24 protein-coding genes are annotated in these 26,294 nt (G+C 72.6%); all 24 read left to right on the top strand.

Features of this window, described 5'->3' with window-relative positions; genetic code table 11:
- The first annotated feature begins 83 nt into the window (after positions 1-83).
- Complete coding sequence (locus ACGF5O_RS05835; protein ID WP_393808663.1) at positions 84-494, top strand: nitroreductase family deazaflavin-dependent oxidoreductase; 411 nt, start codon at positions 84-86, stop codon at positions 492-494.
- Positions 491-1,081 (top strand): NADPH-dependent FMN reductase, encoded by a 591-nt coding sequence (locus ACGF5O_RS05830; RefSeq protein ID WP_393808662.1) that lies wholly within the window; start codon positions 491-493, stop codon positions 1,079-1,081. Before ACGF5O_RS05835 ends, ACGF5O_RS05830 begins: the two co-directional genes overlap by 4 nt.
- A 216-nt stretch (positions 1,082-1,297) precedes the next feature.
- Complete coding sequence (locus tag ACGF5O_RS05825) at positions 1,298-2,602, top strand: cation:proton antiporter (RefSeq protein WP_393808661.1); 1,305 nt, start codon at positions 1,298-1,300, stop codon at positions 2,600-2,602.
- A gap of 156 nt (positions 2,603-2,758) precedes the next feature.
- Positions 2,759-3,418 (top strand): hemerythrin domain-containing protein, encoded by a 660-nt coding sequence (locus ACGF5O_RS05820; RefSeq protein WP_393808660.1) that lies wholly within the window; start codon positions 2,759-2,761, stop codon positions 3,416-3,418.
- Between the two features lie 68 nt (positions 3,419-3,486).
- A complete protein-coding gene (locus tag ACGF5O_RS05815) occupies positions 3,487-4,956 on the top strand; it encodes an MFS transporter (protein WP_393808659.1) in 1,470 nt (489 codons plus the stop codon).
- A 151-nt stretch (positions 4,957-5,107) separates the two neighbouring features.
- Positions 5,108-6,028, top strand: a complete 921-nt coding sequence (locus tag ACGF5O_RS05810; protein WP_393808975.1) for a MarR family winged helix-turn-helix transcriptional regulator — start codon at positions 5,108-5,110, stop codon at positions 6,026-6,028.
- Between the two features lie 196 nt (positions 6,029-6,224).
- A complete protein-coding gene (locus ACGF5O_RS05805) occupies positions 6,225-7,940 on the top strand; it encodes an NAD(P)/FAD-dependent oxidoreductase (RefSeq protein WP_393808658.1) in 1,716 nt (571 codons plus the stop codon).
- A 31-nt stretch (positions 7,941-7,971) separates the two neighbouring features.
- Positions 7,972-8,541 carry a flavin reductase family protein gene (locus tag ACGF5O_RS05800; protein WP_393808657.1) on the top strand — a complete coding sequence of 190 codons (570 nt, stop codon included), beginning with the start codon at positions 7,972-7,974 and terminating at the stop codon, positions 8,539-8,541.
- Between the two features lies 1 nt (position 8,542).
- Positions 8,543-10,306: an acetyl/propionyl/methylcrotonyl-CoA carboxylase subunit alpha gene (locus tag ACGF5O_RS05795; protein WP_393808656.1), complete on the top strand. Its 1,764-nt coding sequence runs from the start codon at positions 8,543-8,545 to the stop codon at positions 10,304-10,306.
- A gap of 27 nt (positions 10,307-10,333) precedes the next feature.
- A complete protein-coding gene (locus tag ACGF5O_RS05790) occupies positions 10,334-11,272 on the top strand; it encodes a hypothetical protein (RefSeq protein WP_393808655.1) in 939 nt (312 codons plus the stop codon).
- Positions 11,273-11,334: 62 nt separating this feature from the next.
- Positions 11,335-12,792: an FAD-dependent monooxygenase gene (locus ACGF5O_RS05785; protein ID WP_393808654.1), complete on the top strand. Its 1,458-nt coding sequence runs from the start codon at positions 11,335-11,337 to the stop codon at positions 12,790-12,792.
- A gap of 155 nt (positions 12,793-12,947) precedes the next feature.
- Positions 12,948-13,277 carry a TcmI family type II polyketide cyclase gene (locus tag ACGF5O_RS05780; RefSeq protein WP_393808653.1) on the top strand — a complete coding sequence of 110 codons (330 nt, stop codon included), beginning with the start codon at positions 12,948-12,950 and terminating at the stop codon, positions 13,275-13,277.
- Positions 13,274-14,548, top strand: coding sequence for a beta-ketoacyl-[acyl-carrier-protein] synthase family protein (locus tag ACGF5O_RS05775; protein ID WP_393808652.1), 1,275 nt, complete (start codon positions 13,274-13,276; stop codon positions 14,546-14,548). The genes ACGF5O_RS05780 and ACGF5O_RS05775 overlap by 4 nt, the downstream gene beginning before the upstream one ends.
- Positions 14,545-15,753: a ketosynthase chain-length factor gene (locus ACGF5O_RS05770; protein ID WP_393808651.1), complete on the top strand. Its 1,209-nt coding sequence runs from the start codon at positions 14,545-14,547 to the stop codon at positions 15,751-15,753. Before ACGF5O_RS05775 ends, ACGF5O_RS05770 begins: the two co-directional genes overlap by 4 nt.
- Before the next feature lie 276 nt (positions 15,754-16,029).
- Positions 16,030-16,302, top strand: coding sequence for an acyl carrier protein (locus ACGF5O_RS05765; RefSeq protein WP_393808650.1), 273 nt, complete (start codon positions 16,030-16,032; stop codon positions 16,300-16,302).
- A gap of 84 nt (positions 16,303-16,386) precedes the next feature.
- Positions 16,387-17,172: a 3-oxoacyl-ACP reductase FabG gene (fabG, locus tag ACGF5O_RS05760; protein ID WP_393808649.1), complete on the top strand. Its 786-nt coding sequence runs from the start codon at positions 16,387-16,389 to the stop codon at positions 17,170-17,172.
- A gap of 29 nt (positions 17,173-17,201) precedes the next feature.
- On the top strand, positions 17,202-18,140 hold the full coding sequence (locus tag ACGF5O_RS05755; RefSeq protein WP_393808648.1) for an aromatase/cyclase: 939 nt from the start codon (positions 17,202-17,204) through the stop codon (positions 18,138-18,140).
- A gap of 3 nt (positions 18,141-18,143) precedes the next feature.
- Positions 18,144-20,420, top strand: a complete 2,277-nt coding sequence (locus tag ACGF5O_RS05750) for an SDR family oxidoreductase (protein WP_393808647.1) — start codon at positions 18,144-18,146, stop codon at positions 20,418-20,420.
- A gap of 4 nt (positions 20,421-20,424) precedes the next feature.
- Positions 20,425-21,984 carry an MFS transporter gene (locus ACGF5O_RS05745; RefSeq protein WP_393808646.1) on the top strand — a complete coding sequence of 520 codons (1,560 nt, stop codon included), beginning with the start codon at positions 20,425-20,427 and terminating at the stop codon, positions 21,982-21,984.
- 2 nt (positions 21,985-21,986) lie between these two features.
- Positions 21,987-22,442: an acyl carrier protein gene (locus ACGF5O_RS05740; protein WP_393808645.1), complete on the top strand. Its 456-nt coding sequence runs from the start codon at positions 21,987-21,989 to the stop codon at positions 22,440-22,442.
- An 8-nt stretch (positions 22,443-22,450) separates the two neighbouring features.
- Positions 22,451-23,341 carry a 4'-phosphopantetheinyl transferase family protein gene (locus ACGF5O_RS05735; RefSeq protein ID WP_393808644.1) on the top strand — a complete coding sequence of 297 codons (891 nt, stop codon included), beginning with the start codon at positions 22,451-22,453 and terminating at the stop codon, positions 23,339-23,341.
- 115 nt (positions 23,342-23,456) lie between these two features.
- Positions 23,457-24,968, top strand: coding sequence for an acyl-CoA carboxylase subunit beta (locus ACGF5O_RS05730; protein ID WP_393808974.1), 1,512 nt, complete (start codon positions 23,457-23,459; stop codon positions 24,966-24,968).
- 77 nt (positions 24,969-25,045) lie between these two features.
- Entirely contained in the window at positions 25,046-25,282 is a 237-nt protein-coding gene (locus ACGF5O_RS05725; protein WP_393808643.1) for an acyl-CoA carboxylase subunit epsilon, read from the top strand.
- A gap of 435 nt (positions 25,283-25,717) precedes the next feature.
- The gene (locus tag ACGF5O_RS05720) at positions 25,718-26,293 is read left to right on the top strand and encodes a nuclear transport factor 2 family protein (RefSeq protein ID WP_393808642.1); all 576 of its coding nucleotides are present in this window, start codon (positions 25,718-25,720) and stop codon (positions 26,291-26,293) included.
- The last annotated feature ends 1 nt before the right edge of the window (position 26,294 follow it).

Genomic DNA, 26,294 nt, shown 5'->3' with positions numbered 1-26,294 from the left:
CGGCCCCCGCTGACGGCGGCGGGGGCCGGGCGCCGTACGCCCCATCAGAAACCAAGGACCCGACGGAGCAAGGGACTTGAGACATGCCGATCGACAGGAAAGTCGCCCGCTTCAACCGGCGGTTCGCCAACCATCTCGTCGGGCCGCTGTTCAGCCGGCTGCCCGGTTTCGGGAAGGTCCACCACCGCGGCCGTAAGTCGGGGCGCGAGTTCACCACGCCCGTCAAGCTGTTCCGGCGCGGCGCGGACATCGTCATCACGCTGCCGTACGGGCCCGGTTCCGACTGGGTCAAGAACGTGCTGGCGGCGGGCGGTTGCGAGATCACCACGCGGGGCCGCCGGATCCGGGTCACCGGACCGGTGGTCTTCACCGACGACGGTACGACGAAGATGCCCGCCCTGACCCGGCGGATCCTCTCCCGGGTCGAGGCCACCGAGTTCCTCGCGCTGACGCCGGTCGAGGCGCCGGCGCGGCTGCGGGCGGCCCGGCCGTGACCGCCGCCGGTCTGGTCACCCTGCCGGTCCGGGTGGCGCTGCTGGTCGGCTCCGCCCGCGACGGGCGGCTCGCCCCCGACGTCGCGGGCTGGTTCGCGCGGGTCGCCGCCCGCCGCGACGACCTGGTCCTGGACGTCGTCGACGTCGCCGAGCACCTGCTGCCGGCCAGCCTCGACGAGGCCGACCCGCGGGCGGCGGCGCTGCGGCCCCGGCTGGCCGGGGCGGAGGCGTACGTGGTCGTCGTACCGGAGTACAACCGGAGCGTTCCGGGGCCGCTGAAGACCCTCATCGACAGCTTCCAGACCGAGTGGGAGGCCAAGCCGGTCGGGTTCGTCGGCTACGGCCTCGGCATGGCCGGCGGGGTGCGGGCGATCGAGCATCTGCGGCAGATCTTCGCCGAGTTCCACTGCGTGGGGATGAAGGACGTCGTGACGTTCCCGCGGGTGCTGGAGCACTACGACGCCGACGGCACGTTTCCGGCGGAGCCGGAGGGGGCCGAGGCCGCGGCCAAGCTGATGCTGGACCAGCTCATGTGGTGGGCGACGGCGCTGCGCGAGGCCAAGGCCGCGCGTCCTTACGGCACTTGAAAGCTCCGGCGCCGACAACGCGCCCCTTCAGGGGCGCGGGGAACTGCGCGACGAGCCACATCGGACCTGTGGCCGGTCCACCACGGATCGCGGCACTTGCTGCGCATCGCCGTGCCCCGCGCGGATGTCGGGCGACCGCGGCGCCGTCGTGGCTGATCGCGCAGTTCCCCGCGCCCCAAAAAAGGACAGGTCCCCCCTCTTTCACAGGAGAACGCGATGGCTGCCGCCGCCCCCGATCCGCTCACCCCCCTGCTCGTCGCCGTGCCCGTGGTGATCCTCGCCTGCCGGGCCGGTGCCCAGTTGCTCGGGCGGCTCGGGCAACCGCCTGTCGTCGGCGAGATACTCGTCGGCATCCTGTTCGGCCCGTCCCTGCTCGGCTGGCTCTGGCCCGCCGGCCAGGCGTGGCTGTTCCCGGAGTCGGCGCTGCCGTACATCGGCGTGCTCGGGAACATCGGCCTGCTCGTGTTCATGTTCCTCGTCGGACTCGAACTCGACCTCAAGTCCCTGCGCGGCAACAGCAGAACGGCCGTCGCCGTCTCCCAGGCCGGCATCGCGCTGCCGCTGCTGCTCGGCACGCTGCTCGCCCTCGGCATGTACGGCGACTTCGCGCCGCCCGGCACCGGGAAGCTGCCGTTCGTGCTGTTCATCGCGGTGTCGATGAGCATCACCGCGTTCCCGGTGCTGGCCCGGATCCTGACCGACCGGGGCCTGTACCGGACCCGGGTCGGCGCGCTCGCCATGGCCAGCGCGGCCGTGGACGACGTCAGCGCCTGGTGCCTGCTGGCCGCGGTGGTCGCGGTGACGAAGAGCAACTCGCCCGTGGAGGCCCTGACCACCGCCGGGTACGCGCTCGTCTTCACCGCCGTGATGTTCCTCGTCGTACGGCCGCTGCTGGCCAGGTGGGCCGCGCGGGCGGAGCGCCGGTACGCCGACGGGGTCGTGCTGGTCGTCCTGTTCAGCGGGCTGAGCCTGGCCGCGTACGCCACCGACCGGATCGGGGTGCACGCGCTGTTCGGCGCGTTCCTGTTCGGCGTGGTCACCCCGCGCGGCAGCCGCCGGATCGAGGCCACCGCGGCCCGGATGCGGGCCTTCGCCGTGCCCGCGCTGCTGCCGCTGTTCTTCGTCAGCACCGGTCTGAAGACCGACGTGGGGCTGCTGGGCGGCAGCGGCACCCAGTGGCTGTGGGCGGGTGCCGTGCTCGCCGTCGCCGTGGCCGGCAAGTGGGGCGGCGGCACGCTCGCGGCCCGGCTCTCCGGCCGGGACTGGCGGGACTCCATGTCGCTGGGCGCGCTGATGAACTGCCGTGGCCTGACCGAGCTGATCGTGCTCAACATCGGGCTCGGGCTGGGTGTCATCGGGCCGGAGCTGTTCACCGTCCTGGTGCTGATGGCGCTGCTCACCACGGCCATGACCAGCCCCGCGCTGACCTGGATCCGCAAGGGCATCGACGAGCACTCCGAGCCGGAACCGGCCGGAACCGGCCAGGACGAGCCCGCCCTGGAGCCCGCGAGCACCCGCTGACCTGCGCCTTCGGGCACGGCAGTGGCGTCAGCCGCCGACCGGCGAATAGTTCAGGCCCTGATGGTTGGCATATTGCTAGTTGGAAGCTTGATGGATAAGCGGGTTGACGATACTCTCGCAGTACGACGAAGCGGTGAGGCAGTGAGGGAGAGAACGATGAGCCAGGACTTCAAGAACCTCGACATGACGATGATGTTCGCCATCCACGACGCGCTCCGCCGGGAGCTGGAGCGGATCGCCCGGATCACCGCGCGGGTCGACGAGGACCCCCGGCACGTGCTGAGCGCCGCGGTCGGCTGGGAGCTGTTCAAGAAGTTCCTGACCGTCCACCACACCTCCGAGGACGTGAAGATCTGGCCGGTCATGGAGGCCGCGCTGGTGGGCAAGGACGCCGAACTGGCCCTGCTCGCCGACATGGAGGCCGAGCACGGCGTCATCGACCCGCTGCTCGCCGACATCGACGCCGCCCTCGCCGACCGCGACTCCGGCCTGGAGCGCCTGACCGGCCTGACCGACACCCTCTTCGCCAAGCTCGGCGGCCACCTCGACCACGAGGAGCGGGATGCCCTGCAGCTGATGGACATCACGCTCTCCCAGGAGCAGTGGGCGGACTTCTCCGCCGAGCAGCGCACCCGGATCGGCGACGACTCGGCCCGCTACCTGCCCTGGATGCTCGACGACATCGACGCCGCGAAGGTCGCCCACATCCTCGGCAAGATGCCCGAGCCGCTGCGCAACGCCTACGAGAACGACTGGCGCAAGGCCTACGAGGACCTCGCCATCTGGACTCCCAAGACCCCCTCCGCCACCCGCTGACCGGATCCCGAGGGTTCCGCGCTCCGCTCGACACCCCCCCAACCCTGAGACAGACACGGAGACATCCCATGTCGCTGCAAGACCGCACTCAGGCCGTCCCCAAGGCCGCGGCCCCGCCGCAGCAGGACGGCAAACTCGGACTGGCGTTACTCGTGATCGCCGCGGCCCAGCTCATGCTCGTCCTCGACAACACGATCGTCGCCGTCGCCCTGCCCAGCATGCAGAGCGCCCTCGGGCTCAGCGAGTCCGGCCTCGGCTGGATCGTCACCGCCTACGCCCTGGCCTTCGGCGGTCTGCTGCTGGCCGGCGGGCGCGCCGGTGACCTCTTCGGCCGCCGCCGGGTCTTCCGTACCGGCCTCGTCCTGTTCACCGCCGCCTCACTGCTCGGCGGCCTCGCCCAGAGCGGCGAACTGCTCATCGCCGCCCGGGTGATCCAGGGCGCGGGTGCCGCCATCGCCGCCCCCACCGCCCTGTCCCTGCTGGCCACCACCTTCCCGGCCGGACCCGCCCGCAACAAGGCGCTCGGCGTCTACGGCGCGATGGGCGGCCTCGGCTCGGTCGTCGGCCTGCTGCTCGGCGGCGCGCTCACCGAGTACCTGAGCTGGCGCTGGGTGATGTTCGTGAACATCCCGATCGCCCTGGCCGTCCTGTTCGGCACCGGCGTCCTCGTCGAGGGCGAGCGCGAGCGCGGCAAGGTCGACGTGCCCGGCGCACTCACCGCCACCCTGGGCTTCGGCTCGCTCGTCTACGCCATCAACCGCGCCGGCGACAAGGGCTTCGGCGACGGCGTCACCCTGATCGGCCTGGGCGCCGCGCTCGTCCTGATCCTCGCCTTCGTGCTCATCCAGCGCGCCGGCAAGGCGCCGATGATCCCGAGCGGGGTGCTCGCCGACAAGAGCCGCGTCGGCGCTAACCTGATCATGTTCCTGGTCGGCGCGGGCATGCTCGCCACCTTCTACTTCCTCACCCTCTACATGCAGCTGGTCAAGGGCTACGCCCCGATGGTCACCGGCGTCGCCTACCTGCCCTTCGCCCTCGGCATGGGCATCGCGGCCGGCGGCCTCGGCCCGCAGCTGCTCGCCAAGCTGCCCGAGCGCAACGTGATCGCCCTCGGTCTGCTGATCGGCACCGCCGGCATGGTCTGGTTCAGCTTCATCGAGCCCGGCCAGACCCCGTGGGCCGCGCTGCTGCCGGCCCAGCTGGTCGTCGGCCTCGGCCTCGGCATGGTCTTCGTGGCCGTCACCATCGTCAGCGTCCGCGGCGTCGCCCCGCAGGCCACCGGCGCGGCCTCCGGCCTGGTCAACACCGCCCAGCAGATCGGCGGCGCCATCGGCCTCGCCGCCCTCGCCGCGGCGGCCACCGCGATCACGAACCACGAGCTGCCGGGCAGCGTCCCGCACGCCCTCACCACCGGCTACTCGTACGGGTTCCTGCTCGGCGGCGCCTTCTACCTGCTGGCCCTGGTCGTGGCCCTGGCCACCCTCCCGGGCACCCGCCCCGAGCAGCAGGACGCCGAGCACCCGCCCGTCGCCCTGTGACCGACCCCGGCGGCCCCGCCCTGACCACTTCCGGGCGGGGTCGCCGGTTCCCCCGGGCCGGTGTCGGTGTCGGCGCCGGCCGGCAAGCCGTCGATATACTCGGGCAGGAGGTGCTGTCTTGCGGTACGAGAGCGACGACGAGCGCGGCCCGGTGACCCGGACCGAGCAGACCGCGGAGGTCCCCGGCGTCCTCCCGGACGCGCTCACCGACTTCATCGGCTACCTCCTGCGCCGCGTCTACGCGCAGTTCGCCGCCACCGACGACGGCGGCGACAGCGACCCCCGCGACTTCCTGGTCCTCGACGCGCTCACCGGCCGCGACTGGGAGTCCCAGCTCGACCTCGCCGAACGGCTCGGCATCAACCGCACCATCATGGTCGGCGTCATCGACCGGCTGGAGGCCCGCGACGAGGTCCGGCGCACCCGCAACCCCGACAACCGGCGCCAGTACGTGCTCTCCCTGACCGACCGGGGACGCGAGGCCGTCGAGGCCAGCCGGCGGGCGGTCGCCGAGCGGGACGCCCGGCTCACCGCCGTACTGACGGACGAGGAGAGCGCCCGGCTCGACGAGCTGCTGGCCCGGCTGCTGCCCGAGTCCGCGCAGCCCCTCGTGCAGGGCACCGAGTACCTGGTCGGGCAGGCCCACCACCGGCTGCGCAAGCACGGCGACGACAAGCTGGCCGGCACCGGCCTCAGGGTGCGGCACTACGGTCCGCTCTCCGCCCTCGACGTGCTCGGGCCCATCGCCCAGCAGCGGCTCGCCGAACTGCTCGCCATCACCGGACCCGCCGCCTCCCAGCTCGTCGACGAACTGGTCAGGCTGGGCCTGGTGCGCCGCGGCCGGGACCCGCACGACCGGCGCCGCTACGCCCTCGAAGTGACCGACCTCGGCCGCGAGCAGCTCGGTGTCGTAGCCCGCGCCGTCGCGGGGCTCGCCGCGGACGTCTCCGCCATGCTCGGGCCCGGCGGCGCGGACGAACTGCGGGGACTGCTGCTGAGACTCCTGGCCCCGACACATTCCGGTCCGGCGTTCGCCGAGAATCCCAAGTCATCCGTCTCCGCCAGGGGTTGACCCTCTGGCCAAAGGATGTCACGCTTAATTCAGCGGATACTTCGCGCCCTTTTCCGGGCCCTTCCCCAGACGCTTTTCCAGATCCTGTTCCAGGCTCTTCGCGCCGTCCTTCCGGTTTCTTTACGGAAGGGCCGCGAGGGGCCTTTTTTCATGCTGATTTCCCGTTGCGCACCGCCCCTCGACGAAGGAGACAGTCATGGTCGCCCAGAAGACCGACGGCGCGCCGGAACCGGCGCGCATACCCGAGGACATGACCTTCGACGTCATCATCCTCGGCTCGGGCCTCGCCGGCTCCGTCACCGGTGCCGTCCTGGCCAAGCACGGCGCCAAGGTGCTGCTGGTCGACGCCGCCGCGCACCCGCGCTTCGCCATCGGCGAGTCCATGACCCCGCAGCTCGTGGAATGGATCCACATCCTCGCCGAACGCCACGACATTCCCGAGCTGAAAAGCCTGGCGAGCGTCGAGGCCTCCACCCGTGACATCGGTCCGACCTTCGGCACGAAGGCCCACTTCGGTTTCATGAAGCACGAGGTCGGAAAAGAGCCGAACCCGCGCGAGGCCACCCAGCTCGCCCTGCCGAAGATATTCCACCAGAACAGCCACATGTTCCGTCAGGACAGCGACGCCTTCATGTTCCACGTCGCCGTCAGGTACGGCTGCACCCCCCGGCAGAACTGGCGTGCGAACGAGGTCGAGTTCGACGACGACGGCGTCACCGTCCTCGGCCGCAGCGCCGCCCCCGGCGCCGAGCCCGAGCTGTACCGGGCCAAGTACCTGGTGGACGCCTCCGGTTTCCGTTCGCCGCTCGCCGACAAGTTCGACCTGCGCGACAAGCCCACCGCCCGCTTCAAGCACCACTCCCGCTCGATGTTCACGCACTACGTCGGCATCAAGCGGTTCGACGACGTCAGCGGCCACCCCCAGGACCTGCGCCCGCCGGCCGACTGGCACACCGGCACCATGCACCACCTCATCGAGCGCGGCTGGTTCTGGATCATCCCGTTCGACAACCACCCCAAGTCCCGCAACCCGCTGTGCAGCGTCGGCCTGACGATGGACGAGCGCACCTACCCCAAGCCGAAGGACCTCACCCCGGAGCAGGAGTTCCAGTCCTTCCTCGACAAGTACCCGGCGGTGAAGCGCCAGTTCGACGGCGCCACCCGGGTCCGCGAGTGGATCTCCACCGACCGGCTGCAGTACTCCTCGAAGCAGACCATCGGCGACCGCTGGTGCCTGATGTCGCACGCGGCCGGCTTCCTCGACCCGCTGTTCTCCCGCGGCCTGTCCAACACCATGGAGGTCGTCGACGCGCTCACCTCCCGGCTGATCCCCGCCCTCAAGGACGGCGACTTCTCCGCGGAGCGCTTCGAGTACGTCGAGCGCGTCGAGCAGGGCCTGCTCCAGTACAACGACGACCTGGTCAACAGCTCCTTCATCGCCTTCTCCCACTTCCGCCTCTGGAACGCGGTCTTCCGGGTCTGGGGCTCCTTCATCACCCCCGGCACCATGCGGCTGACCCGGGCCCGCCTCAAGCACTTCAAGGACCACGACACACGTCACTTCGACGAGCTGGAGAAGGTGGCCCACCCGGGCCTGTGGTGGCCGCAGAGCGACTCCTTCAAGCGGATCCTGGAGTCCACCGCCGAGACCTGCGAGAAGTACGAGGCCGGCGCGCTCACCGGCGACGAGGCCGCCGACATCGTCTTCGGGCTGCTCAAGGACTCCCCGGTCGTCAACCCGGTCTTCGGCTGGAAGGACGAGGAGCGGCGGTTCATCTACCCCTCCACGCTGACCATGGCCCGCTTCCTGTACTGGGCCTCCGTCGAGGCCCCCGCCGAGATGAACAGCGTCGGCCGCGAGTTCCTGCTCGGCATCCTCAAGGCCGGCGCCAAGGTCCGCAAGCTCCTCTGACCACTGCCAGCCAAGCCAGAAAGGGATGCGCATGTCCGCAGCAGCGCGGTCGCTGACCCGCGCCGAAGAGACCCGGCCCGTCGAACCGCTGGATCTGCGCCGCGTGTGCGGCCTGTTCACGACCGGCGTCACGGTCATCACCACCGGCCCCGACGGGGACGCGGACGGCACCACCGTCAACTCGTTCACGTCGGTCTCGCTGGAACCCCCGCTGGTGCTGTTCTGCCTGCACCACCAGTCCCGGCTGCACACGCTCCTGGAGCAGAGCGGCGGGTTCACCGTGAACTTCCTCTCCGGGCGCCAGCAGCCGCTGGCCCGGCACTTCGCCGGACGCCGGACCGCCGCGGGCGCGAGCGCCTTCGAGGGTGTCCCGCACCACTTCACCGAGGACGGGCTGCCCGTGCTCAGCGAGGCCCTCGCCCACCTGACCTGCACCACGGTCGACGTGCACACCGCGGGCGACCACGCCATCGTCGTCGGCGAGGTGGTGGAGCTGGGCGTCCCCGAGCACGGTCTGGAGCCGCTGATCTTCTTCGACGGCTCCCTGGGCCCGCTGGAGACCGGCGCGGACCGCTTCCAGCACACCCGGCAGGCGTCCTGACATGCGCCGGGTGCTCATCGCCAACCGTGGCGAGATAGCCGTCCGCGTCGCCAGAGCCTGCCGGGACGCCGGGATCGACAGCGTCGCCGTCTACGCGGACCCGGACCGCGACGCCCTGCACGTCCGGGTCGCCGACGCGGCCTTCGCGCTGGGTGGTGACACCCCGGCCACCAGCTACCTGGACATCGGCAAGGTGCTGCGGGCCGCCCGGGAGACCGGCGCGGACGCCGTCCACCCCGGCTACGGGTTCCTCTCCGAGAACGCGGAGTTCGCCCAGGCGGTCCTGGACGCGGGTCTGACCTGGATCGGCCCGCCGCCGCAGGCCATCCGCGACCTGGGCGACAAGGTGGCCGCCCGGCACATCGCCCAGCGCGCGGGCGCGCCCCTGGTGGCCGGCACCCCGGACCCGGTCTCGGGCGCGGACGAGGTCGTGGCGTTCGCCGAGGAGAACGGCCTGCCGATCGCCATCAAGGCGGCCTTCGGCGGCGGCGGGCGCGGGCTGAAGGTCGCCCGGACCCTGGAGGAGGTGCCGGAGCTCTATGACTCGGCGGTGCGGGAGGCGGTGGCCGCCTTCGGACGCGGCGAGTGCTTCGTGGAGCGCTACCTGGACCGGCCGCGGCACGTCGAGACGCAGTGCCTCGCCGACCGGCACGGCAACGTCGTGGTCGTATCGACCCGTGACTGCTCGTTGCAGCGCCGCCACCAGAAGCTGGTGGAGGAGGCTCCGGCACCGTTCCTGACGCCGGAGCAGACCGCCGAGCTGTACCGGTCGTCCAAGGCCATCCTGCGCGAGGCCGGCTATGTCGGCGCGGGCACCTGCGAGTTCCTGGTCGGGCAGGACGGCACGATCTCCTTCCTGGAGGTCAACACCCGCCTCCAGGTCGAGCATCCCGTCACCGAGGAGGTCGCCGGCATCGACCTGGTCCGCGAGATGTTCCGCATCGCCGACGGCGAGGAACTCGGCTACGGGGACCCCGAACTGCGGGGCCATTCTTTCGAGTTCCGCATCAACGGCGAGGACCCGGGCCGCGGCTTCCTGCCCGCCCCGGGCACGGTGAGGGTCTTCGAACCGCCGTCGGGTCCGGGGGTGCGGCTGGACGCGGGCGTGGAGTCGGGCAGCGTGATCGGCCCGGCCTGGGACTCGCTGCTGGCCAAGCTGGTCGTCACCGGCCGCACCCGCGCGGAGGCCCTGGAGCGGGCCGCGCGGGCGCTCGACGAGTTCCGGGTGGAGGGGATGGCCACGGCGATCCCGTTCCACCGGGCGGTCGTCAGGGACCCGGCCTTCACCGGTGACCCGTTCCGGATCCACACCCGGTGGATCGAGACCGAGTTCGTCAACGGGATCGAGGCCTACGCGGCGGCCCCGGCCGCCGGTGCCGAGACGGAGGACGCCGGTCGCGAGACGGTGGTCGTCGAGGTCGGCGGACACCGGCTGGAGGTCTCGCTGCCCGCGGTGCTGGGCAGGGCCCCCGACCGGACGCTCGTGGGGGCCGCCGCCGCGCCCCGGACCCGCCGCCGCACCACGGGCGGCCCGGCGCCCGCCGCCTCCGGGGACACCCTCACCTCTCCCATGCAGGGCACCGTCGTCAAGGTCGCCGTCACCGAGGGGCAGACCGTCGAGAAGGGCGACCTGGTCGTCGTACTCGAGGCCATGAAGATGGAGCAGCCGCTCGCCGCGCACCGGTCCGGCACCGTGACCGGGATCGCCGCCGAGGTGGGGCAGGCCCTCGCCGCGGGCGTCGCGATCTGCGACATCAAGGACTGACCCAGGACCGATCGAGGACTGATCGCTTTGGCAGCACTCACCTATTCCGACGCCATGAACGGTGCCCTGGAGCGGCTGCGTTCCGTGGGATACGAGCACGGACGCAGCTTCGTCAACCACGCGCCGATGGCCGCCGAGGCCCTGGCCCACATGGGCTACGCCGACGAGGTGCCCGGCTGGGTGGAGGGCCATCTGCGCAGCCATACCTTCCACGACGTGCCCGAACGGCGGTTCGCCCTCGACCCGGCCGACGAGGCCGACTGGCGGCAGGCGCTCGGCCGGTTCGGCCGGGTCGCCGACTGGACCGCCCTGTTCGAACGCGAGCTGGCCGAGGGGGAGTGGACCGACGTGCTGGCCCGCTGGTGGCCCCGCCTGCTGCCCGGCCTGTCCGGGGTGCTCACGCACGGAGTGATCCGCACCGCGCACGCGGTCCGCGCGGTGGTCACCGCCGGCCCCGACAACCGACTGCAACTGGCCGAACTGGCGCAGGGGCTGGGGTACTGGGCGGCCCGGTACTCGGACGGCGGGATCGTCGTGGAGGAGGCCGGGGACGGTGACGGTGACGTCGTACGGGCCCTGGACGAACTCGTCGCCGAGTTCTCCGGGATCTACGCCACGCTCTCCCTCCCGCACCCGGTCCCGCTGATCCACTCCGTCACCGGGCCCGCCGCCGTACGGCTGGTCGTGGAGCACCTGCCGGCGGAGCAGCGGTGGCCGTCGTACCGGGTGGCGCGGGCCGTCAGCCGCACGATGCTCGACTGGTTCCACGCCGTGCCCCGGCCCGCGGCCCCGCTGCCCGAGGTCCCCGACCCGGCCGCCCTGTTCGCCGAGGCGGTCCGGATCGGCGACGAGCACGCCATCAAGCTCGCCGAGGTCGCCGTACGGCACGAGGCGCTGGCGCCCGACCCGCGGCACGCGGCGGCCGCGCACGTGGCCAACCGGGCGATCGGCCGCCTGTACCGCTGACAGTTCGCCTTCGCCGACGGTCTCCCCGACGGGGCCGTACGGAACCGTTCCCGAGGAGTGTCATGGACGCACAAGTCATCGTCGTGGGCGCCGGTCCGGCCGGCATGATGCTCGCGGGCGAGCTACGGCTCGCGGGCGCCGACGTCATCGTCCTGGAGAAGCTGCCCGCGCGCACCGGAGAGTCGCGCGGACTCGGCTTCACCGCCCGCACCATGGAGGTCTTCGACCAGCGCGGCCTGCTGCCCCGCTTCGGCGACATCGAGGTCAGCAACGTGGGCCACTTCGGTGGCCTGCCGGTCGACTTCGGTGTCCTGGACGGCGCCCACCAGGCTGCCAAAACGATCCCGCAGTCGGTCACCGAGACCGTCCTGGAGGAGTGGGCCGGCCGGCTCGGCGCGGACATCAGGCGCCGGCACGAGGTGCTCTCCGTCAAGGAGAAGGAGGACAGCGTCGAGGTCGAGGTGCGCGGCCCCGAGGGCGTGCACCTGCTGCGGGCCGAGTACCTGGTCGGCTGCGACGGCGGCCGCTCCACCATCCGCAAGGCCGCCGGGTTCGACTTCCCGGGGACGCCGTCCACGCTGGAGATGTACCTCGCCGACGTGAAGGGCATCGAACTGGAGCCCCGGATGATCGGGGAGACCCTGCCCGGCGGCATGGTGATGGTCGGGCCGCTGCCCGGCGGCATCACCCGGCTGATCATCTGCGAGCGCGGCACCCCGCCGCAGCGCCGCGACAAGCCGCCGACCTGGGCGGAGGCCGCGGCGGCCTGGCAGCGGCTGACCGGCGACGACATCTCGCACGCCGAGGCGGTGTGGGTGTCGTCGTTCGGCGACGGCACGCGGCTCGTCACCGAGTACCGGCGCGGCCGGATCCTGCTCGCCGGCGACTCCGCGCACATCCACCTGCCGGCCGGCGGGCAGGGCATGAACACCAGCATCCAGGACGCCGTGAACCTCGGCTGGAAGCTGGGTGCGGTGGTGCGGGGGCGGGCGCCGGAGACGCTGCTCGACACGTACCACGACGAACGGCACCCGGTCGGCGAGCGGCTGATGATGAACACCCGGGCGCAGGGGCTGCTGTTCCTGTCTGGACCCGAGGTGCAGCCGCTGCGCGACGTGCTCAACGAGCTGATCCGCTACCCCGAGGTCAGCAGGCACCTGGCGGCGATGGTCTCCGGCCTGGAGATCCACTACGACCTGGACGGGGGCGCCGGCGCGCTGCTCGGGCGGCGGCTGCCGAACGTGCCGCTCACCGGGCACCGGAGGGTTTCCTCCAGCACGGAGGCGCTGCGCGGCGGGCGGGGCGTGCTGCTCGACCTCGCCGACAACGAGCGGCTGCGGGAGCGGGTCTGGGCGTGGCGGGACCGGGTGGACGTCGTCACGGCGGTGCCGGCCGACGGGGTGCTGGAGGGCACGTCGGCTGTGCTGGTGCGGCCGGACGGGTACGTGGCCTGGGTGGCGCCGGGGAGCCATGCGGATCTGCCGATGGCGCTGGAGCGGTGGTTCGGGCCCGCCCGCTGACGGCGCCGCCGGGAGTGCCGGGTCGTGTCGTGTCGCGGCTGCCCCGCCGTCGTGGCTGGTCGCGCAGTTCCCCGCGCCCCTTCGGGGGCGCTGTCGTTGGCGCCCAACGATACGTTCGCGCGCCCTGACGGGGCGCTTTTCCTTGAGGAGTTTTCATGCACAGCACTCTGATCGTGGCCCGGATGGAACCGGGTAGCAGCGCGGAAGTCGCCCGGCTTTTCGGGGAGTTCGACCGGACCGAGATGCCGCATCTGATGGGTACGCGGCGCCGTGAGCTGTTCGCGTACCGCGGGCTGTACTTCCACCTCCAGCACTTCGACACCGACAACGGCGGTGAGCTGATCGAGGAGGCGAAGAGCGACCCGCGGTTCGTGCGGATCAGCGAGGACCTGAAGCCGTTCATCGAGGCGTACGACCCCGCCACCTGGCGGTCTCCCGCCGACGCGGTCGCCACGCGCTTCTACGACTGGGAGGGCCGGGCGTGAACGCCAGGCGAGTGGTCATCACCGGGGTCGGTGTCATCGCCCCCGGCGGTGTCGGTACCAAGAACTTCTGGAACCTGCTCAGCGAGGGCCGCACCGCGACCCGCGGCATCACCTTCTTCGACCCGGCCTCCTTCCGGTCCCGGGTCGCAGCCGAGGTCGACTTCGACCCGGAGGAGCACGGGCTGAGCCCGCAGGAGATACGGCGGATGGACCGGGCGGCCCAACTGGCCGTCGTCAGCGCGCGGGAGGCCCTCGCCGACAGCGGGCTCGACCTGTCCGGCGCCGACCCCCACCGGGTCGGGGTCACCATCGGCAGCGCGGTCGGCGCGACCATGGGGCTCGACCAGGAGTACCGGGTGGTCAGCGACGGCGGCCGGCTCGACCTGGTCGACCACACCTACGCCGTCCCGCACCTCTACAACTACCTGGTGCCCAGCTCGTTCGCGGCCGAGGTCGCCTGGTCGGTGGGCGCGGAGGGCGCGGCCACGGTCGTGTCCACCGGCTGCACCTCGGGCCTGGACTCCGTGGGCCACGCCGTCGAGCTGATCCGGGAGGGCTCGGCCTGCGCGATGATCGCCGGCGCCACCGACGCCCCGATCTCCCCGATCACCCTGGCCTGCTTCGACGCCATCAAGGCCACCACCCCGCGCAACGACGACCCCGAGCACGCCTCCCGCCCCTTCGACGGCACCCGCAACGGGTTCGTGCTGGGCGAGGGTTCGGCCGTGTTCGTCCTGGAGGAGCTGGAGGCCGCGAAGCGGCGGGGCGCGCACATCTACGCCGAGATCGCCGGGTACGCCTCGCGCTGCAACGCCTTCCACATGACCGGGCTGCGGCCCGACGGCGCGGAGATGGCCGAGGCGATCTCGGTCGCCCTGGACGAGGCCCGGCTCAACCCCGAGGCCATCGACTACATCAACGCGCACGGCTCCGGTACCAAGCAGAACGACCGGCACGAGACCGCCGCGTTCAAGAAGAGCCTCGGCGACCACGCCTACCGGACCCCGGTCTCCTCGATCAAGTCGATGGTCGGGCACTCGCTCGGCGCGATCGGCTCCATCGAGATCGCCGCGTCCGTCCTCGCCATGGAGCACAACGTCGTGCCCCCGACGGCCAACCTGCACACCCCCGACCCCGAGTGCGACCTGGACTACGTCCCGCTCACCGCCCGCGAGCACCGCACCGACGCGGTGCTCACCGTGGGCAGCGGGTTCGGCGGCTTCCAGAGCGCGATGGTGCTCGCCCGACCGGACAGGAGCGCCGCCGCATGAGCGCACGGACCGTGGTGACCGGGCTCGGCATCGCCGCGCCCAACGGCCTTGGCACGAACGACTACTGGGCCGCCGCCCGGGCCGGGAAGAGCGGGATCGGCCGCATCACGCGGTTCGACCCGTCCGGGTACCCGGCGAAACTGGCCGGCGAGGTGCCCGGGTTCAGCGCCGGGGAGCACCTGCCGAGCCGGCTGCTCGCCCAGACCGACCACATGACCCGCCTCGCGCTCGTCGCGACCGACTGGGCGCTGGCCGACGCGGAGGTCACTCCGGCCGACCTGCCCGCCTACGACATGGGCGTGGTCACCGCCAGCTCCTCCGGCGGCTTCGAGTTCGGCCAGGGCGAGCTGCAGAAGCTGTGGAGCCGGGGCAGCCAGTTCGTCTCGGCATACCAGTCGTTCGCCTGGTTCTATGCCGTCAACAGCGGCCAGATCTCCATCCGCAACGGGATGAAGGGCCCGAGCGGGGTCGTCGTCTCCGACCAGGCCGGCGGCCTGGAGGCCCTCGCGCACGGTCGCCGGCAGATCCGGAAGGGGACGCGCCTCATCGTCTCCGGGGCGATCGACGCGTCCATCTGCCCGTGGGGGTGGGTGGCCCAGCTCGCCAGCGACCGGCTCTCCACGTCGGAGGAGCCGGACCGGTCCTACCTGCCGTTCGACCCCGCCGCGGCCGGGCACGTGGCCGGCGAGGGCGGGGCGATCCTGATCCTGGAGGCCGAGGAGACGGCCGTACGGCGCGGTGCCCGGGTGTACGGGGAGATCGCGGGGTACGGCGCGACGTTCGACCCGGCGCCGGGCAGCGAGCGCCCGCCGGGGCTGCGCAAGGCGATCGAGCTGGCCCTCGCCGACGCGGGGGCCGACGCGGCCGACGTGGACGTGGTGTTCGCCGACGCGGCGGCCGTGCCGGAGCTGGACCGGGTGGAGGCCGAAGCGATCAGTGACGTGTTCGGGCCGCACGGGGTGCCGGTGACGGCGCCGAAGACGATGACCGGGCGGCTGTACTCGGGGGCTGCGCCGCTGGACGTCGCGACGGCGCTGCTCGCCGTCCGGGACGGCGTGGTACCGGCGACGGTGAACATCTCGCCGGAGGCGGGCTACGACCTCGACCTGGTGGTGGGGGAGCCGCGCCTGACCGAGGTCCGTACGGCCCTGGTCCTGGCACGCGGCTACGCCGGCTTCAACTCCGCGATGGTCGTCCGGGCCTAGGCCCCCCGCCGCAGGGGTGCGCGCGGTGGCGCGACCGCGGGCCGGTGGGGGCGGGTCGCGCAGTTCCCCGCGCCCCTTGCGGGGCTTCTTAGCTGCGGGCAGGCGTGCCGCAGGGCGGCACGGGTGGGCGCGGCGGCACCCTGCCAGCGCCGGTAAGCGTCCCCACCCCCCAGCCCCGCTGACCCCGGCCCCTCGAAAGACCCGCCCGCCTTCCCCGCCCCCTCCCCGGGGGGCACCGCGGGCGTTCCCATTCGTAGTCGTGAAAGGAAGATCACCGTGGCCACCCAGTCCTTCACCCTCGACGACCTCAAGCGGATCCTGCTGGAGGCCGCCGGCGCCGACGAGAGCGTCGACCTCGACGGGGACATCCTCGACACCGACTTCGAGGAGCTCAGCTACGAGTCGCTCGCCATCCTGGAGACCTGCGGGCGCATCGAGCGGGAGTACGACATCACGCTGGACGACTCCGTGGTGACCGAGGCCAAGACGCCCCGCGAGCTGCTCGCCGTCGTCAACACGCAGCTCGGTGACGTCGCCGCCGCTGCCTGACCTTCCCCACCCCCCTCCGGCCGCCGGCGCCCGTCCTGACCGGGCGCTGGCGGTTCCCCCATGCCCTGAAACGGAGCTGCAGACATGTCCGAACAGCAGCAGAGGGTCGCCCTGGTCTCCGGGGCCACCAGCGGAATCGGTCTCGCCGCGGCGCGGCTGCTGGCCCGGCAGGGCCACCGCGTCTTCATCGGCTCCCGCGACGCCGGGAACGTCGAGCGGACCGTCAAGGAACTGCGCGCGGAGGACCTCGACGTCGACGGGACCACCCTCGACGTACGGTCCGCGCTGTCCATCGAGAACTTCGTACGGGCCGCCGTCGAGCGGTACGGCACCGTCGACGTACTGGTGAACAACGCAGGCCGGTCCGGCGGCGGGGTGACCGCCGACATCGACGACGAGCTCTGGTACGACGTCGTCGAGACCAACCTCAACAGCGTCTTCCGCCTCACCCGCGCCGCCCTCACCACCGGCGGCATGCGGGAGAAGAGCCGCGGGCGGATCATCAACATCGCGTCGACGGCCGGGAAGCAGGGCGTCGTGCTCGGGGCGCCGTACTCCGCCTCCAAGCACGGGGTCGTCGGGTTCACCAAGGCCCTCGGCAACGAGCTGGCCCCCACCGGCATCACCGTCAACGCGGTCTGCCCGGGATACGTCGAGACGCCCATGGCGCAGCGGGTGCGGGCCGGTTACGCCGCCGCCTACGACACCAGCGAGGACGCCATCCGCGACAAGTTCACGGCGAAGATCCCGCTCGGGCGCTACTCCACCCCCGAGGAGGTCGCCGGCCTGGTCGGCTACCTCGCCTCCGACACCGCCGCCTCCATCACCGCGCAGGCCCTCAACGTCTGCGGCGGCCTCGGCAACTTCTGAAAACCCCGGCACCCCCTAGGAGTTCACCCATGTCCGAGCCGAAGGAAGTCGAGCACGAGATCACGGTCTCGGCGCCGGCCGCCGAGGTCTACCGGCTGATCGCCGACGTGGCCAACTGGCCGCGGATCTTCCCGCCGACCATCTACGTCGACCACCTGGAGCGCTCCGGGAACGAGGAGCTGATCGGGATCTGGGCCACCGCCAACGGCGAGGCCAAGAACTGGACCTCGCACCGCGTCCTGGACCCCGAGGGCCTGCGGATCACCTTCCGGCAGACCGTCTCCACCCCGCCCGTCGCGAGCATGGGCGGCACCTGGATCATCGAGTCCGCCGGCGCGGGGGCCTCGCGCGTGCGGCTGCTGCACGACTACACCGCCGTCGACGACGACCCGGCCGGGCTGGCCTGGATCGACGAGGCCGTCGACCGCAACTCCCGCTCCGAGCTGGCCGCGCTGAAGACCAACGTGGAACTCGCCACCGCCTCGGCGGAGTTGACGTTCTCCTTCGAGGACACCGTCCGGGTCGACGGTGCCGCCAAGGACCTCTACGACTTCGTCAACGAAGCCGACCGCTGGTCCGAGCGGCTGCCGCACGTGGCGACCGTCCGGCTCACCGAGGACACCCCGGGCCTGCAGACCCTGGAGATGGACACCCGCGCGAAGGACGGCTCGACGCACACCACCAAGTCGTACCGGGTCTGCCTGGACGGCCGGAAGATCGCCTACAAGCAGACCACCCTGCCGGCCCTGATGAACCTGCACACCGGCTACTGGACCTTCCACGAGACCGACGAGGGCACCTTCGCCTCCTCGCAGCACACCGTCGTGCTGCGCCCGGAGAACATCGAGAGGATCCTCGGCGCCGAGGCGGGCGTCGCCGAGGCCCGGGAGTACGTGCAGGGTGCGCTCAGCACCAACAGCCGCGCCACCCTGAACCACGCCAAGGCGTACGCCGAAGCGAGGCGCTGACCCGTGGCCGGTGCCGACGCGGTCGACACGCACGTCCTGGTGGTCGGCGCCGGACCCGTCGGGCTGATGCTCGCCGGGGAACTGCGCCTGGGCGGCGCCGACGTGACCGTCCTGGAACGGCTGGACGCCCCGACGACGGAGTCCCGGGCCTCCACCCTGCACGCCAGGACGATGGAACTGCTCGGGCAGCGCGGGCTGCTGGACGGCCCCGGCGGCTTCACCGACCCCGAGCCGCCGCCGAACGAGCCCCGCGGCCACTTCGGCGGCCTTCCCCTCGACCTCACCCTGCCCAGCACCCACCCCGGGCAGTGGAAGGTCCCGCAGACCCGCACCGAGGAACTCCTCGGCGCCTGGGCCGGGCGGCTCGGGGCGCGGGTGCTGCGCGGGCACGAGGTCTTCGCCCTCACCCAGCACCCGGACCGCGTCACGGTGGTGGCCGAACAGGACGGCCACCGCCGCGAGTTCACCGCCCGGTACGTCGTCGGCTGCGACGGCGAGCAGTCGGCCGTACGACGCCTCGCGGGCATCCCCTTCCCCGGCGACGCCGCCGGACGGGAGCTGATCCGCGCCGACGTCGACGGCATCGACATCCCGAACCGGCGCTTCCAGCGGCTGCCGAACGGGCTCGCCATCGCCGCCCGGCGCGGCGACGGCGTCACCCGGGTCATGGTCCACCGGTTCGGCACCCCGCCGCGCCCCACGCGGACCGGCTTCGCCGACATCGTCGCCGCCTGGCGGGACGTCACCGGCGAGGACATCGGCCACGGCACCCCGCTGTGGGTGAACTCCTTCGGCGACGCCTCCCGGCAGGCCGAGCACTACCGCACCGGCCGGGTGCTGCTCGCCGGCGACGCGGCCCACCAGCAGATGCCGATCGGCGGCCAGGCCCTCAACCTCGGCCTCCAGGACGCCGTGAACCTCGGCTGGAAACTCGCGGCCACCGTCCTCGGCCGGGCCCCGGCGGGCCTGCTGGACAGCTACCACGACGAACGGCACGCCGTCGGGCGCCGCGTCCTGTCCGCCATCCGCGCCCAGGCCCGGCTGCTGCTCGGCGGGCCCGAGGTGGAGTCGCTGCGCTCGGTCGTCGGCGAACTCACCTCGTACGAGCGGGTCCGGGCACACCTCGCCGGGACGATCAGCGGCCTCGACGTGCGGTACGGGGACGACGGAGCCGACGGAGCCGACGAGAACGTGCTCGTCGGCTCTCGGCTGCCCGAGCTGCGGCTCGACTCGGGGGCCACCACGGCCGAACTGCTCCGCCCGGCCCGGGGGTTGCTGCTCGTGACCGACCCGGCGCTCGCCGGGGCGGCGGCGGACCGGACGGCTTCGGTGGACACGGTCGTCGCCCGGCCCGCGGAACCCCTCGACGGCCTCGCCGCCGCCGTGCTCGTACGGCCGGACGGCTACGTCGCCTGGGCCGGCGACACGGCGGACGGCCTGCACGAGGCCCTCGGCCGCTGGTTCGCCCCCGATCCACCCGTCCCTCACACACCACAACCCACCGTCAGGAGAAGGAAGATGGGCAACCTGACCGGAAAGACCGCCCTTGTCACCGGCGCCAGCCGGGGCATGGGCCGGGCCACCGCCGAACGGCTCGCCGCCGACGGCGCGCTGGTCGCCGTCCACTACGGCACCAGCGAGGAGGCCGCCGCCGAGGTGGTCGCCGGGATCGAGAAGGACGGCGGCCGGGCGTTCGCGGTCAGGGCCGAGCTGGGCACGCCCGGCGACGTCCACGACCTGTTCCTCGCCCTGGAGGCGGGACTCAAGGAGCGCACCGGCGAGACCGAGCTGAACATCCTGGTCAACAACGCCGGTGTGATGGGCGGGGTCAAGGCCGAGGACACCACCCCGGAGGAGTTCGACCGGATCTTCGCCGTCAACGCCAGGGCGCCGTTCTTCGTCATCCAGCGGGCGCTCGCGAACATGCCCGACGGCGGCCGGATCGTGAACATCTCCTCCGGGCTGACCCGGTTCGCCAACCCGGACGAGATCGCCTACGCCATGAGCAAGGGCGCCGTGGAGCAACTCGCCCTCCACTACGCCAAGTTGCTGGGCCCGCGTGGGATCACCGTGAACAGCGTCGCGCCGGGCATCACCCGCAACGGCAACCCGCTGTTCGACATCCCCGAGGCCGTCCAGGCCATGTCCGCGCTGTCCGCGTTCAACCGGGTCGGCGAGCCGCAGGACGTCGCCGACGTCATCGCCTTCCTCGTCTCCGACGACGCCCGCTGGGTCACCGGCTCCTTCGTCGACGCGAGCGGCGGCACGCTCCTCGGGTGACGCGGTGACCAGGACCCTTCCGTCACCGGTCGCCAACGGCTCGGACGAGCGGTTCGGCCCCCGCCTGTGGGGCCTGCTGCTCGTCCTCGCCGGCAACATGCTCATCGACGCGCTCGAGGTGTCCGTGGCGGTGGTGGCGCTGCCCGCCATCGGCACGGACCTGGGGCAGCCGCCGACCGTCACCCAGTGGGCGATGACCGGCTTCGCCGCCGGCTTCGGCGGCCTGCTCCTCTTCGGCGGCCGCGTGGTCACCCTCCTCGGCCGCCGCCCCGTCTACCTGGCGGCCCTCCTCGCCTTCGCCGCCGCCTCCGCCCTCAGCGCCCTCGCCCACGACCCCTGGCTGCTCCTCGCCACCCGCCTGACCAAGGGCTTCTGCGCCGCCCTCACCGCCCCCACCGGCCTGGCCATCATCACCAGCACCTTCCCGGAGGGCCGTGCCCGCTCCCGAGCGGTCTCCGTCTACACCCTCTTCGGCGCAGGCGGCTTCACCGCAGGCCTCCTCCTCTCCGGCTGGCTCACCGAAACCTCCTGGCGCTGGGCCTTCGCCTTCCCGGCCCCGGTGGTCCTCCTCCTGTTCGCGTTCGGGCTCCGCCTGATTCCCGGAGGCGACGACGAGAGAGCCCTGAAGGCAGCCGACCCGAGCGTTCCGACAGGGGGCGCGGAGAGCGCCCCAAAGGGGCGCGGGGAACTGCGCGACCAGCCCCCACGGCGGCGCACCCGAACGACGACGGCCCGACCCTTCGGCATCCCCAGCGCCCTCACCCTGCTGGCAGCCCTCCTCGCCCTGGTCCAGGGCATCACCCAACTCCCCACCCACCACTGGAGCGACCCGAGAGCCGTCGGGCCGCTCTGCACCGCCGCCCTCCTCCTGCTGGCCTTCCGGCAGATCGAGCGCCGGTCCCCGCACCCCCTCCTGAACACCGGCCCCCTGCGCGGCAACCCCACCCTCATCCGCTCCGCCCTCGGCGCCGCCTGCCTCAACGGCTCCTACCTGGGCCTCCTGTTCGTCCTGACGTACCAGACCCAGACCCTCGCCGGCTGGTCCCCCCTGCACACCGCGCTCGCCCTGCTCCCGGCCGCCGCGCCCCCGGCGCTCACCGCGCTGGCCTCCGGCCGCCTGGTCGCCACGTTCGGCGCCCCGCGCCTCATCGTGGCCGGCGCCGCCTGCGCCTTCGCCGGCGCCCTGCTCCAACTCCGGCCGCATGCGTGGCCGTTGGACTACCCCGGCCGGATGCTCCCGACGCTCCTCCTGGTCGGCGCCGCCTTCGTACTCTCCTTCGCCGCACTCAACATGCAGGCGATGTCCCGCCTCACCCCCGCCGACCGGCTCACCGGCAGCGGCCTGTACCAGACGGCCGTACAGCTCGCCGCGGTCCTCGCGGTCGCGCTCGTCGCCGCCCTGCTCGCCGCCCACGCGCCGGCGCCGGGCGCGGGACCGGCCGCCGCGGCGGCGGCCTGCCGGCCGGCCCTGACCCTGGTCGCCGCCCTCGGCTTCCTGGGCCTGCTCGTCGGCCTCACCGGCCTGATCCGCACCCCACCCTCCTCACTCCACCACGGGGAATGACCATGGACCAGACAACGCAGACCTGGGTCTTCGACGACCTGGACGACGATCTCGACGACCTGGACTACGAGTTCGAGCGCGACCAGATCGTCGAGGTGGTGCCGCCCAGCCTCGCGCACCTCGCCGCCGTCGGCCTCGCCGAACGCACCCGGCTCATCGACGCGTACGTCCGCGGCGAACTCGCCCGGGTGCTGCGGGTGGCGCCGGACAGCATCGACACCGTGGGCCGCCCGATGAACAGCCTCGGCATCGGCTCCATCAACGGCCTGGAACTCCAGCGCCGGATGGAGGCCGCGCTCTGCGTCGACGTCAACCTCAACCGGCTGCTGCGCGCCAACAGCGCCGCCGAGCTGGTCGACTGCCTCGCCGGACAGCTCGGTCCCGAGGACAGCCCGCACAAGCACGCCGGCCGGCACGAGCACCACCTGGTCGCGCACGACGTGCCGAGCCCGAGGTGATCGGGCGGATGCCGGTCCTGGAGTTCGGCACGGCCGGCCTCGCCGTCGCGCCGAGACTGCCCGCCGCCGGGCAGCTGGACGTCTGGCTGGTCCGCCGGGCCGCCCTGGAGACCGCGGCCGAGCTGCTCGACCTGTCCGAGCTGAGCGAGGCCGAGCGCCGGCGGACCGCGTCCTTCGTGCGGCCCGCGGACGGGGTGACGTACGCCTCCGCGCACGTCGCCCTGCGCCGGCTGCTCGGCGGCTACCTGGGGCTGCCCCCGCGGGCCGTGCCGTTCGTGCGGGAGCCCTGCCCGGGCTGCGCCGAGCCGCACGGCCGGCCGGCGGTCGCCCACCCCGACCCGCCGCTGCACTTCTCCCTCGCGCACAGCCACGGCATGGCCGTGGTCGCCGTCTCCCGTACGGTCGTCGGCGCCGACGTGGAGCGGCTGCCGCGGACCGAGACCGTCGAGGTCTGCGCCCCTGCGCTGCATCCGGGGGAGCAGGCGGAGCTGGCCGGGTACGGCGACGCCACCGAACGGCGCGCGGTCTTCGGGCGGCTGTGGACCCGCAAGGAGGCCTACCTCAAGGCGCTCGGCACCGGGCTCTCCCGGGACCCCGGCCACGACTACCTGGGCGCCGACCCGTACCGCAGGCCCGCCGGCTGGACGCTCCTCGACCTGCCGTCCGGGCCCCGGCACAACGCGGCCGTCGCGGTGCGCGGCGGTCCGCCCGAGCAGGTCACCGTGCGCTGGGTGCCGCCGGCCGCGCTGTACGCGGGCGCGACCGTCGACCTGGACGCCGACGGGACTGTGGGCGTGCCCGTGCCTGCGGCCGTGCCTGTGCCTGCGGCCGTGCCTGTGCCCGTGCCTGTGCCCGTGTCCGTGGGCGTGACCACCCGAGTATCCGACTGGGGAGCGTGACCCGCCAATGTCACTCGAACAGAAAGCCGGTCCTGGAGCCGGCCGCCAGAGCCTGCACGATCGTGAGCACCGCGGCCAGTGGACCGCCGCCGAGCGCATCGAGGAGCTCGGGCTGATGAAGGAGGCCGCCCGCCACGGCGACCCCCTCGCCACCGAGCGCCAGCACGCCAAGGGCAAGCTCACCGCGTACGAACGCATCGAACTCCTGCTCGACGAGGGATCGTTCAACGAGGTCGAGATGCTCCGTCGGCACCGTGCCACCGGCTTCGGCCTGGAGAAGAAGCGGCCGTACACCGACGGGGTGATCACCGGCTGGGGCACGGTCCACGGCCGTACCGTCTTCGTCTACGCGCACGACTTCCGCATCTTCGGCGGCGCACTCGGCGAGGCCCACGCCCAGAAGATCCACAAGATCATGGACATGGCCATGGCGGCCGGGGCCCCGCTGGTGTCGCTGAACGACGGCGCCGGCGCCCGTATCCAGGAGGGCGTCTCCGCCCTCGCCGGCTACGGCGGCATCTTCCAGCGCAACACCCGCGCCTCCGGGGTGATCCCGCAGATCAGCGTGATGCTCGGCCCGTGCGCGGGCGGCGCCGCGTACTCGCCGGCCCTGACCGACTTCGTCTTCATGGTCCGGGACATCTCCCAGATGTTCATCACAGGACCCGACGTGGTGAAGGCGGTGACCGGCGAGGAGATCACCCAGAACGACCTCGGCGGCGCCGACGTCCACGCAGGCGCCTCCGGCGTGGCCCACTTCGCCTACGACGACGTGCGCGGCTGCATGGAGGACGTACGGCACCTGCTGTCGCTGCTGCCGTCCAACAACCGCGACCTGCCGCCCCGTTCGGCGACGACCGACCCGGCCGACCGCCGTACCGACCGGGTGGTGGAGCTGGTCCCGGACGACCCCGGGCGGGTCTACGACATCCGGACCGTCATCGAGGAGGTCGTCGACGACGGCGACTACTTCGAGATCCAGCCCGGCTGGGCCACCAACGTGGTGTGCGCGCTGTCCCGGCTGGACGGCGAGGTCGTCGGCCTCGTCGCCAGCCAGCCGGCCTCGTTCGCCGGGGTCCTGGACATCGACGCCAGTGAAAAGGCGGCGCGGTTCGTGCAGTTCTGCGACGCCTTCAACATCCCGCTGGTCACCCTGATCGACGTACCGGGCTTCCTGCCGGGCGTGGACCAGGAGCACAACGGCATCATCCGGCGCGGCGCCAAGCTGCTCTACGCGTACTGCAACGCCACCGTGCCGCGGATCTCCCTGGTGCTGCGCAAGGCGTACGGCGGCGCGTACATCGTCATGGACTCCCGGTCCATCGGCACCGACCTCGCCCTCGCCTGGCCGTCCAACGAGATCGCCGTGATGGGCGCGGAGGGCGCGGCGAACGTCATCTTCCGCCGGGAGATCGCGGCGGCGGACGACCCCGAGTCCACCCGCGCGCAGAAGATCAAGGAGTACCAGGCGGAGCTGATGCACCCCTACTACGCGGCCGAGCGCGGTCTCATCGACGACGTCATCGACCCGCGCGAGACCCGCTCCACCCTCATCCGCGCCCTCGCGATGCTGCGCAGCAAGCAGGCCGACCTGCCGTGCCGCAAGCACGGCAACCCGCCGCAGTGACCGCGCCGGAGAGCCCGCGAGGAGCAGACGGCCCGGGGGGCCGGGAGAGCCGGGAGAGCGCGGCGGGCACGGAGCGCGTGGACGGTGCGGACGGTGCGGACGGTGCCCTGGTCATCAGGGTCGTGAAGGGGCAGGCGAGCCCCGCCGAGCTCGCCGCCCTCACCACCGTCCTGCTCGCCCGCGCCGCCGCCCTTGCCGCGGCGGACCCCTGCCCCCTGGAGCCCCGCCCGGTGGCCGCCTGGCGCCGCCCGGAACGCCTCGCGGCGCACCGCGACCCCCGCGGCTGGCGCCTCACCGGCGGCCGCGCGGCGTGATGGGGGTACCCCCGGCCGAAGGCCGACGGAGGAACCACGCCCCCAGCCAAGACGGCACCGCAGCCGGTCGGCCCACCCGCGGTTCGGCACCGCCCCCGAAGGGGCGCGGGGAACTGCGTGACCGGCCACGACGGTGGCGCGGTCGACGGACGGCCTGTCGTGGCGTCGCGGTCGGTCGGCTCTCCCGTGGTTCGGCTGCGCCCCTGAAGGGGCGCGGGGAACTGCGCGACCGGCCACGACGGCGGCGCGGTCGACGGACGGCCTGTCGTGGCATCGCGGTCGGTCGGCTCTCCCGTGGTTCGGCTGCGCCCCTGAAGGGGCGCGGGGAACTGCGCGACCGGCCACGACGGTGCCGCGGTCGACCGACAGCCTGTCGTGGCACATCCAGCCGACCGGCGCCCCCGCATACCCGACAGAATCGGAGTCCCGGACCCCATGACCTCCCCGTCCCTCGACCGCGCCGACACGGTCACCGAACTTCGCTCCGAACTCGACGCGCTGCGCGCCGAGTTCGGGGCCCTCGCCGACCGTGCCGCGGTCGCCGAGCTGGTCGACCGCTACATCACCCTGCTCGACACCCAGGACGACCACGGCTTCGACCCCACCTGGCCGGCCACGGTCTTCACCCCGGACTGCCGCCTGGAGTTCCCGGTCGGCACCGTCGAGGGCCGCGACTCGGCCGCCGCCTTCCACCACGACCGCAAGTCCCGCTTCGCCCGCACCCACCACCTGGCCGCCAACTACGGCATCCGGTTGTCGGGGGACACCGCCCGGATCCGCGTCCACCTCGTCGCGTCCCACGTGCACCACGAGGACGGCCCGGACCCGGACGGCCGCTTCGACATCGGCGGCTACAGCGAGGGCGAGGCGGTCCGCACCCCGGACGGCTGGCGGCTGCACCGCTGGCGGTTCCGGCTGGTGTGGTCCGACGGCGCCGGCCCGCGTCCTGGACCCGCCCCGAGCGAACTGCGCAGTTCCCAGCCACGACCACGCCACCCGAAAGGACGATGAG

Origin of the sequence: Streptomyces sp. NPDC048291 (genome assembly GCF_043201715.1) — a bacterium.
Classification (GTDB): domain Bacteria; phylum Actinomycetota; class Actinomycetes; order Streptomycetales; family Streptomycetaceae; genus Streptomyces.
The sequence above is the reverse complement of the archived record's forward strand: the minus strand, read 5'-3'. Positions and strand labels throughout refer to the sequence as shown.

Coding starts and splice junctions, on each gene's coding strand:
- ACGF5O_RS05805 (WP_393808658.1), top strand. CDS start 6,225: ATGGTCGCCCAGAAGACCGACGGCGCGCCGGAACCGGCGCGCATACCC.
- ACGF5O_RS05740 (WP_393808645.1), top strand. CDS start 21,987: ATGGACCAGACAACGCAGACCTGGGTCTTCGACGACCTGGACGACGAT.
- fabG (WP_393808649.1), top strand. CDS start 16,387: ATGTCCGAACAGCAGCAGAGGGTCGCCCTGGTCTCCGGGGCCACCAGC.
- ACGF5O_RS05815 (WP_393808659.1), top strand. CDS start 3,487: ATGTCGCTGCAAGACCGCACTCAGGCCGTCCCCAAGGCCGCGGCCCCG.
- ACGF5O_RS05735 (WP_393808644.1), top strand. CDS start 22,451: ATGCCGGTCCTGGAGTTCGGCACGGCCGGCCTCGCCGTCGCGCCGAGA.
- ACGF5O_RS05755 (WP_393808648.1), top strand. CDS start 17,202: ATGTCCGAGCCGAAGGAAGTCGAGCACGAGATCACGGTCTCGGCGCCG.
- ACGF5O_RS05770 (WP_393808651.1), top strand. CDS start 14,545: ATGAGCGCACGGACCGTGGTGACCGGGCTCGGCATCGCCGCGCCCAAC.
- ACGF5O_RS05795 (WP_393808656.1), top strand. CDS start 8,543: ATGCGCCGGGTGCTCATCGCCAACCGTGGCGAGATAGCCGTCCGCGTC.
- ACGF5O_RS05820 (WP_393808660.1), top strand. CDS start 2,759: ATGAGCCAGGACTTCAAGAACCTCGACATGACGATGATGTTCGCCATC.
- ACGF5O_RS05825 (WP_393808661.1), top strand. CDS start 1,298: ATGGCTGCCGCCGCCCCCGATCCGCTCACCCCCCTGCTCGTCGCCGTG.
- ACGF5O_RS05780 (WP_393808653.1), top strand. CDS start 12,948: ATGCACAGCACTCTGATCGTGGCCCGGATGGAACCGGGTAGCAGCGCG.
- ACGF5O_RS05785 (WP_393808654.1), top strand. CDS start 11,335: ATGGACGCACAAGTCATCGTCGTGGGCGCCGGTCCGGCCGGCATGATG.
- ACGF5O_RS05835 (WP_393808663.1), top strand. CDS start 84: ATGCCGATCGACAGGAAAGTCGCCCGCTTCAACCGGCGGTTCGCCAAC.
- ACGF5O_RS05730 (WP_393808974.1), top strand. CDS start 23,457: ATGAAGGAGGCCGCCCGCCACGGCGACCCCCTCGCCACCGAGCGCCAG.
- ACGF5O_RS05720 (WP_393808642.1), top strand. CDS start 25,718: ATGACCTCCCCGTCCCTCGACCGCGCCGACACGGTCACCGAACTTCGC.
- ACGF5O_RS05800 (WP_393808657.1), top strand. CDS start 7,972: ATGTCCGCAGCAGCGCGGTCGCTGACCCGCGCCGAAGAGACCCGGCCC.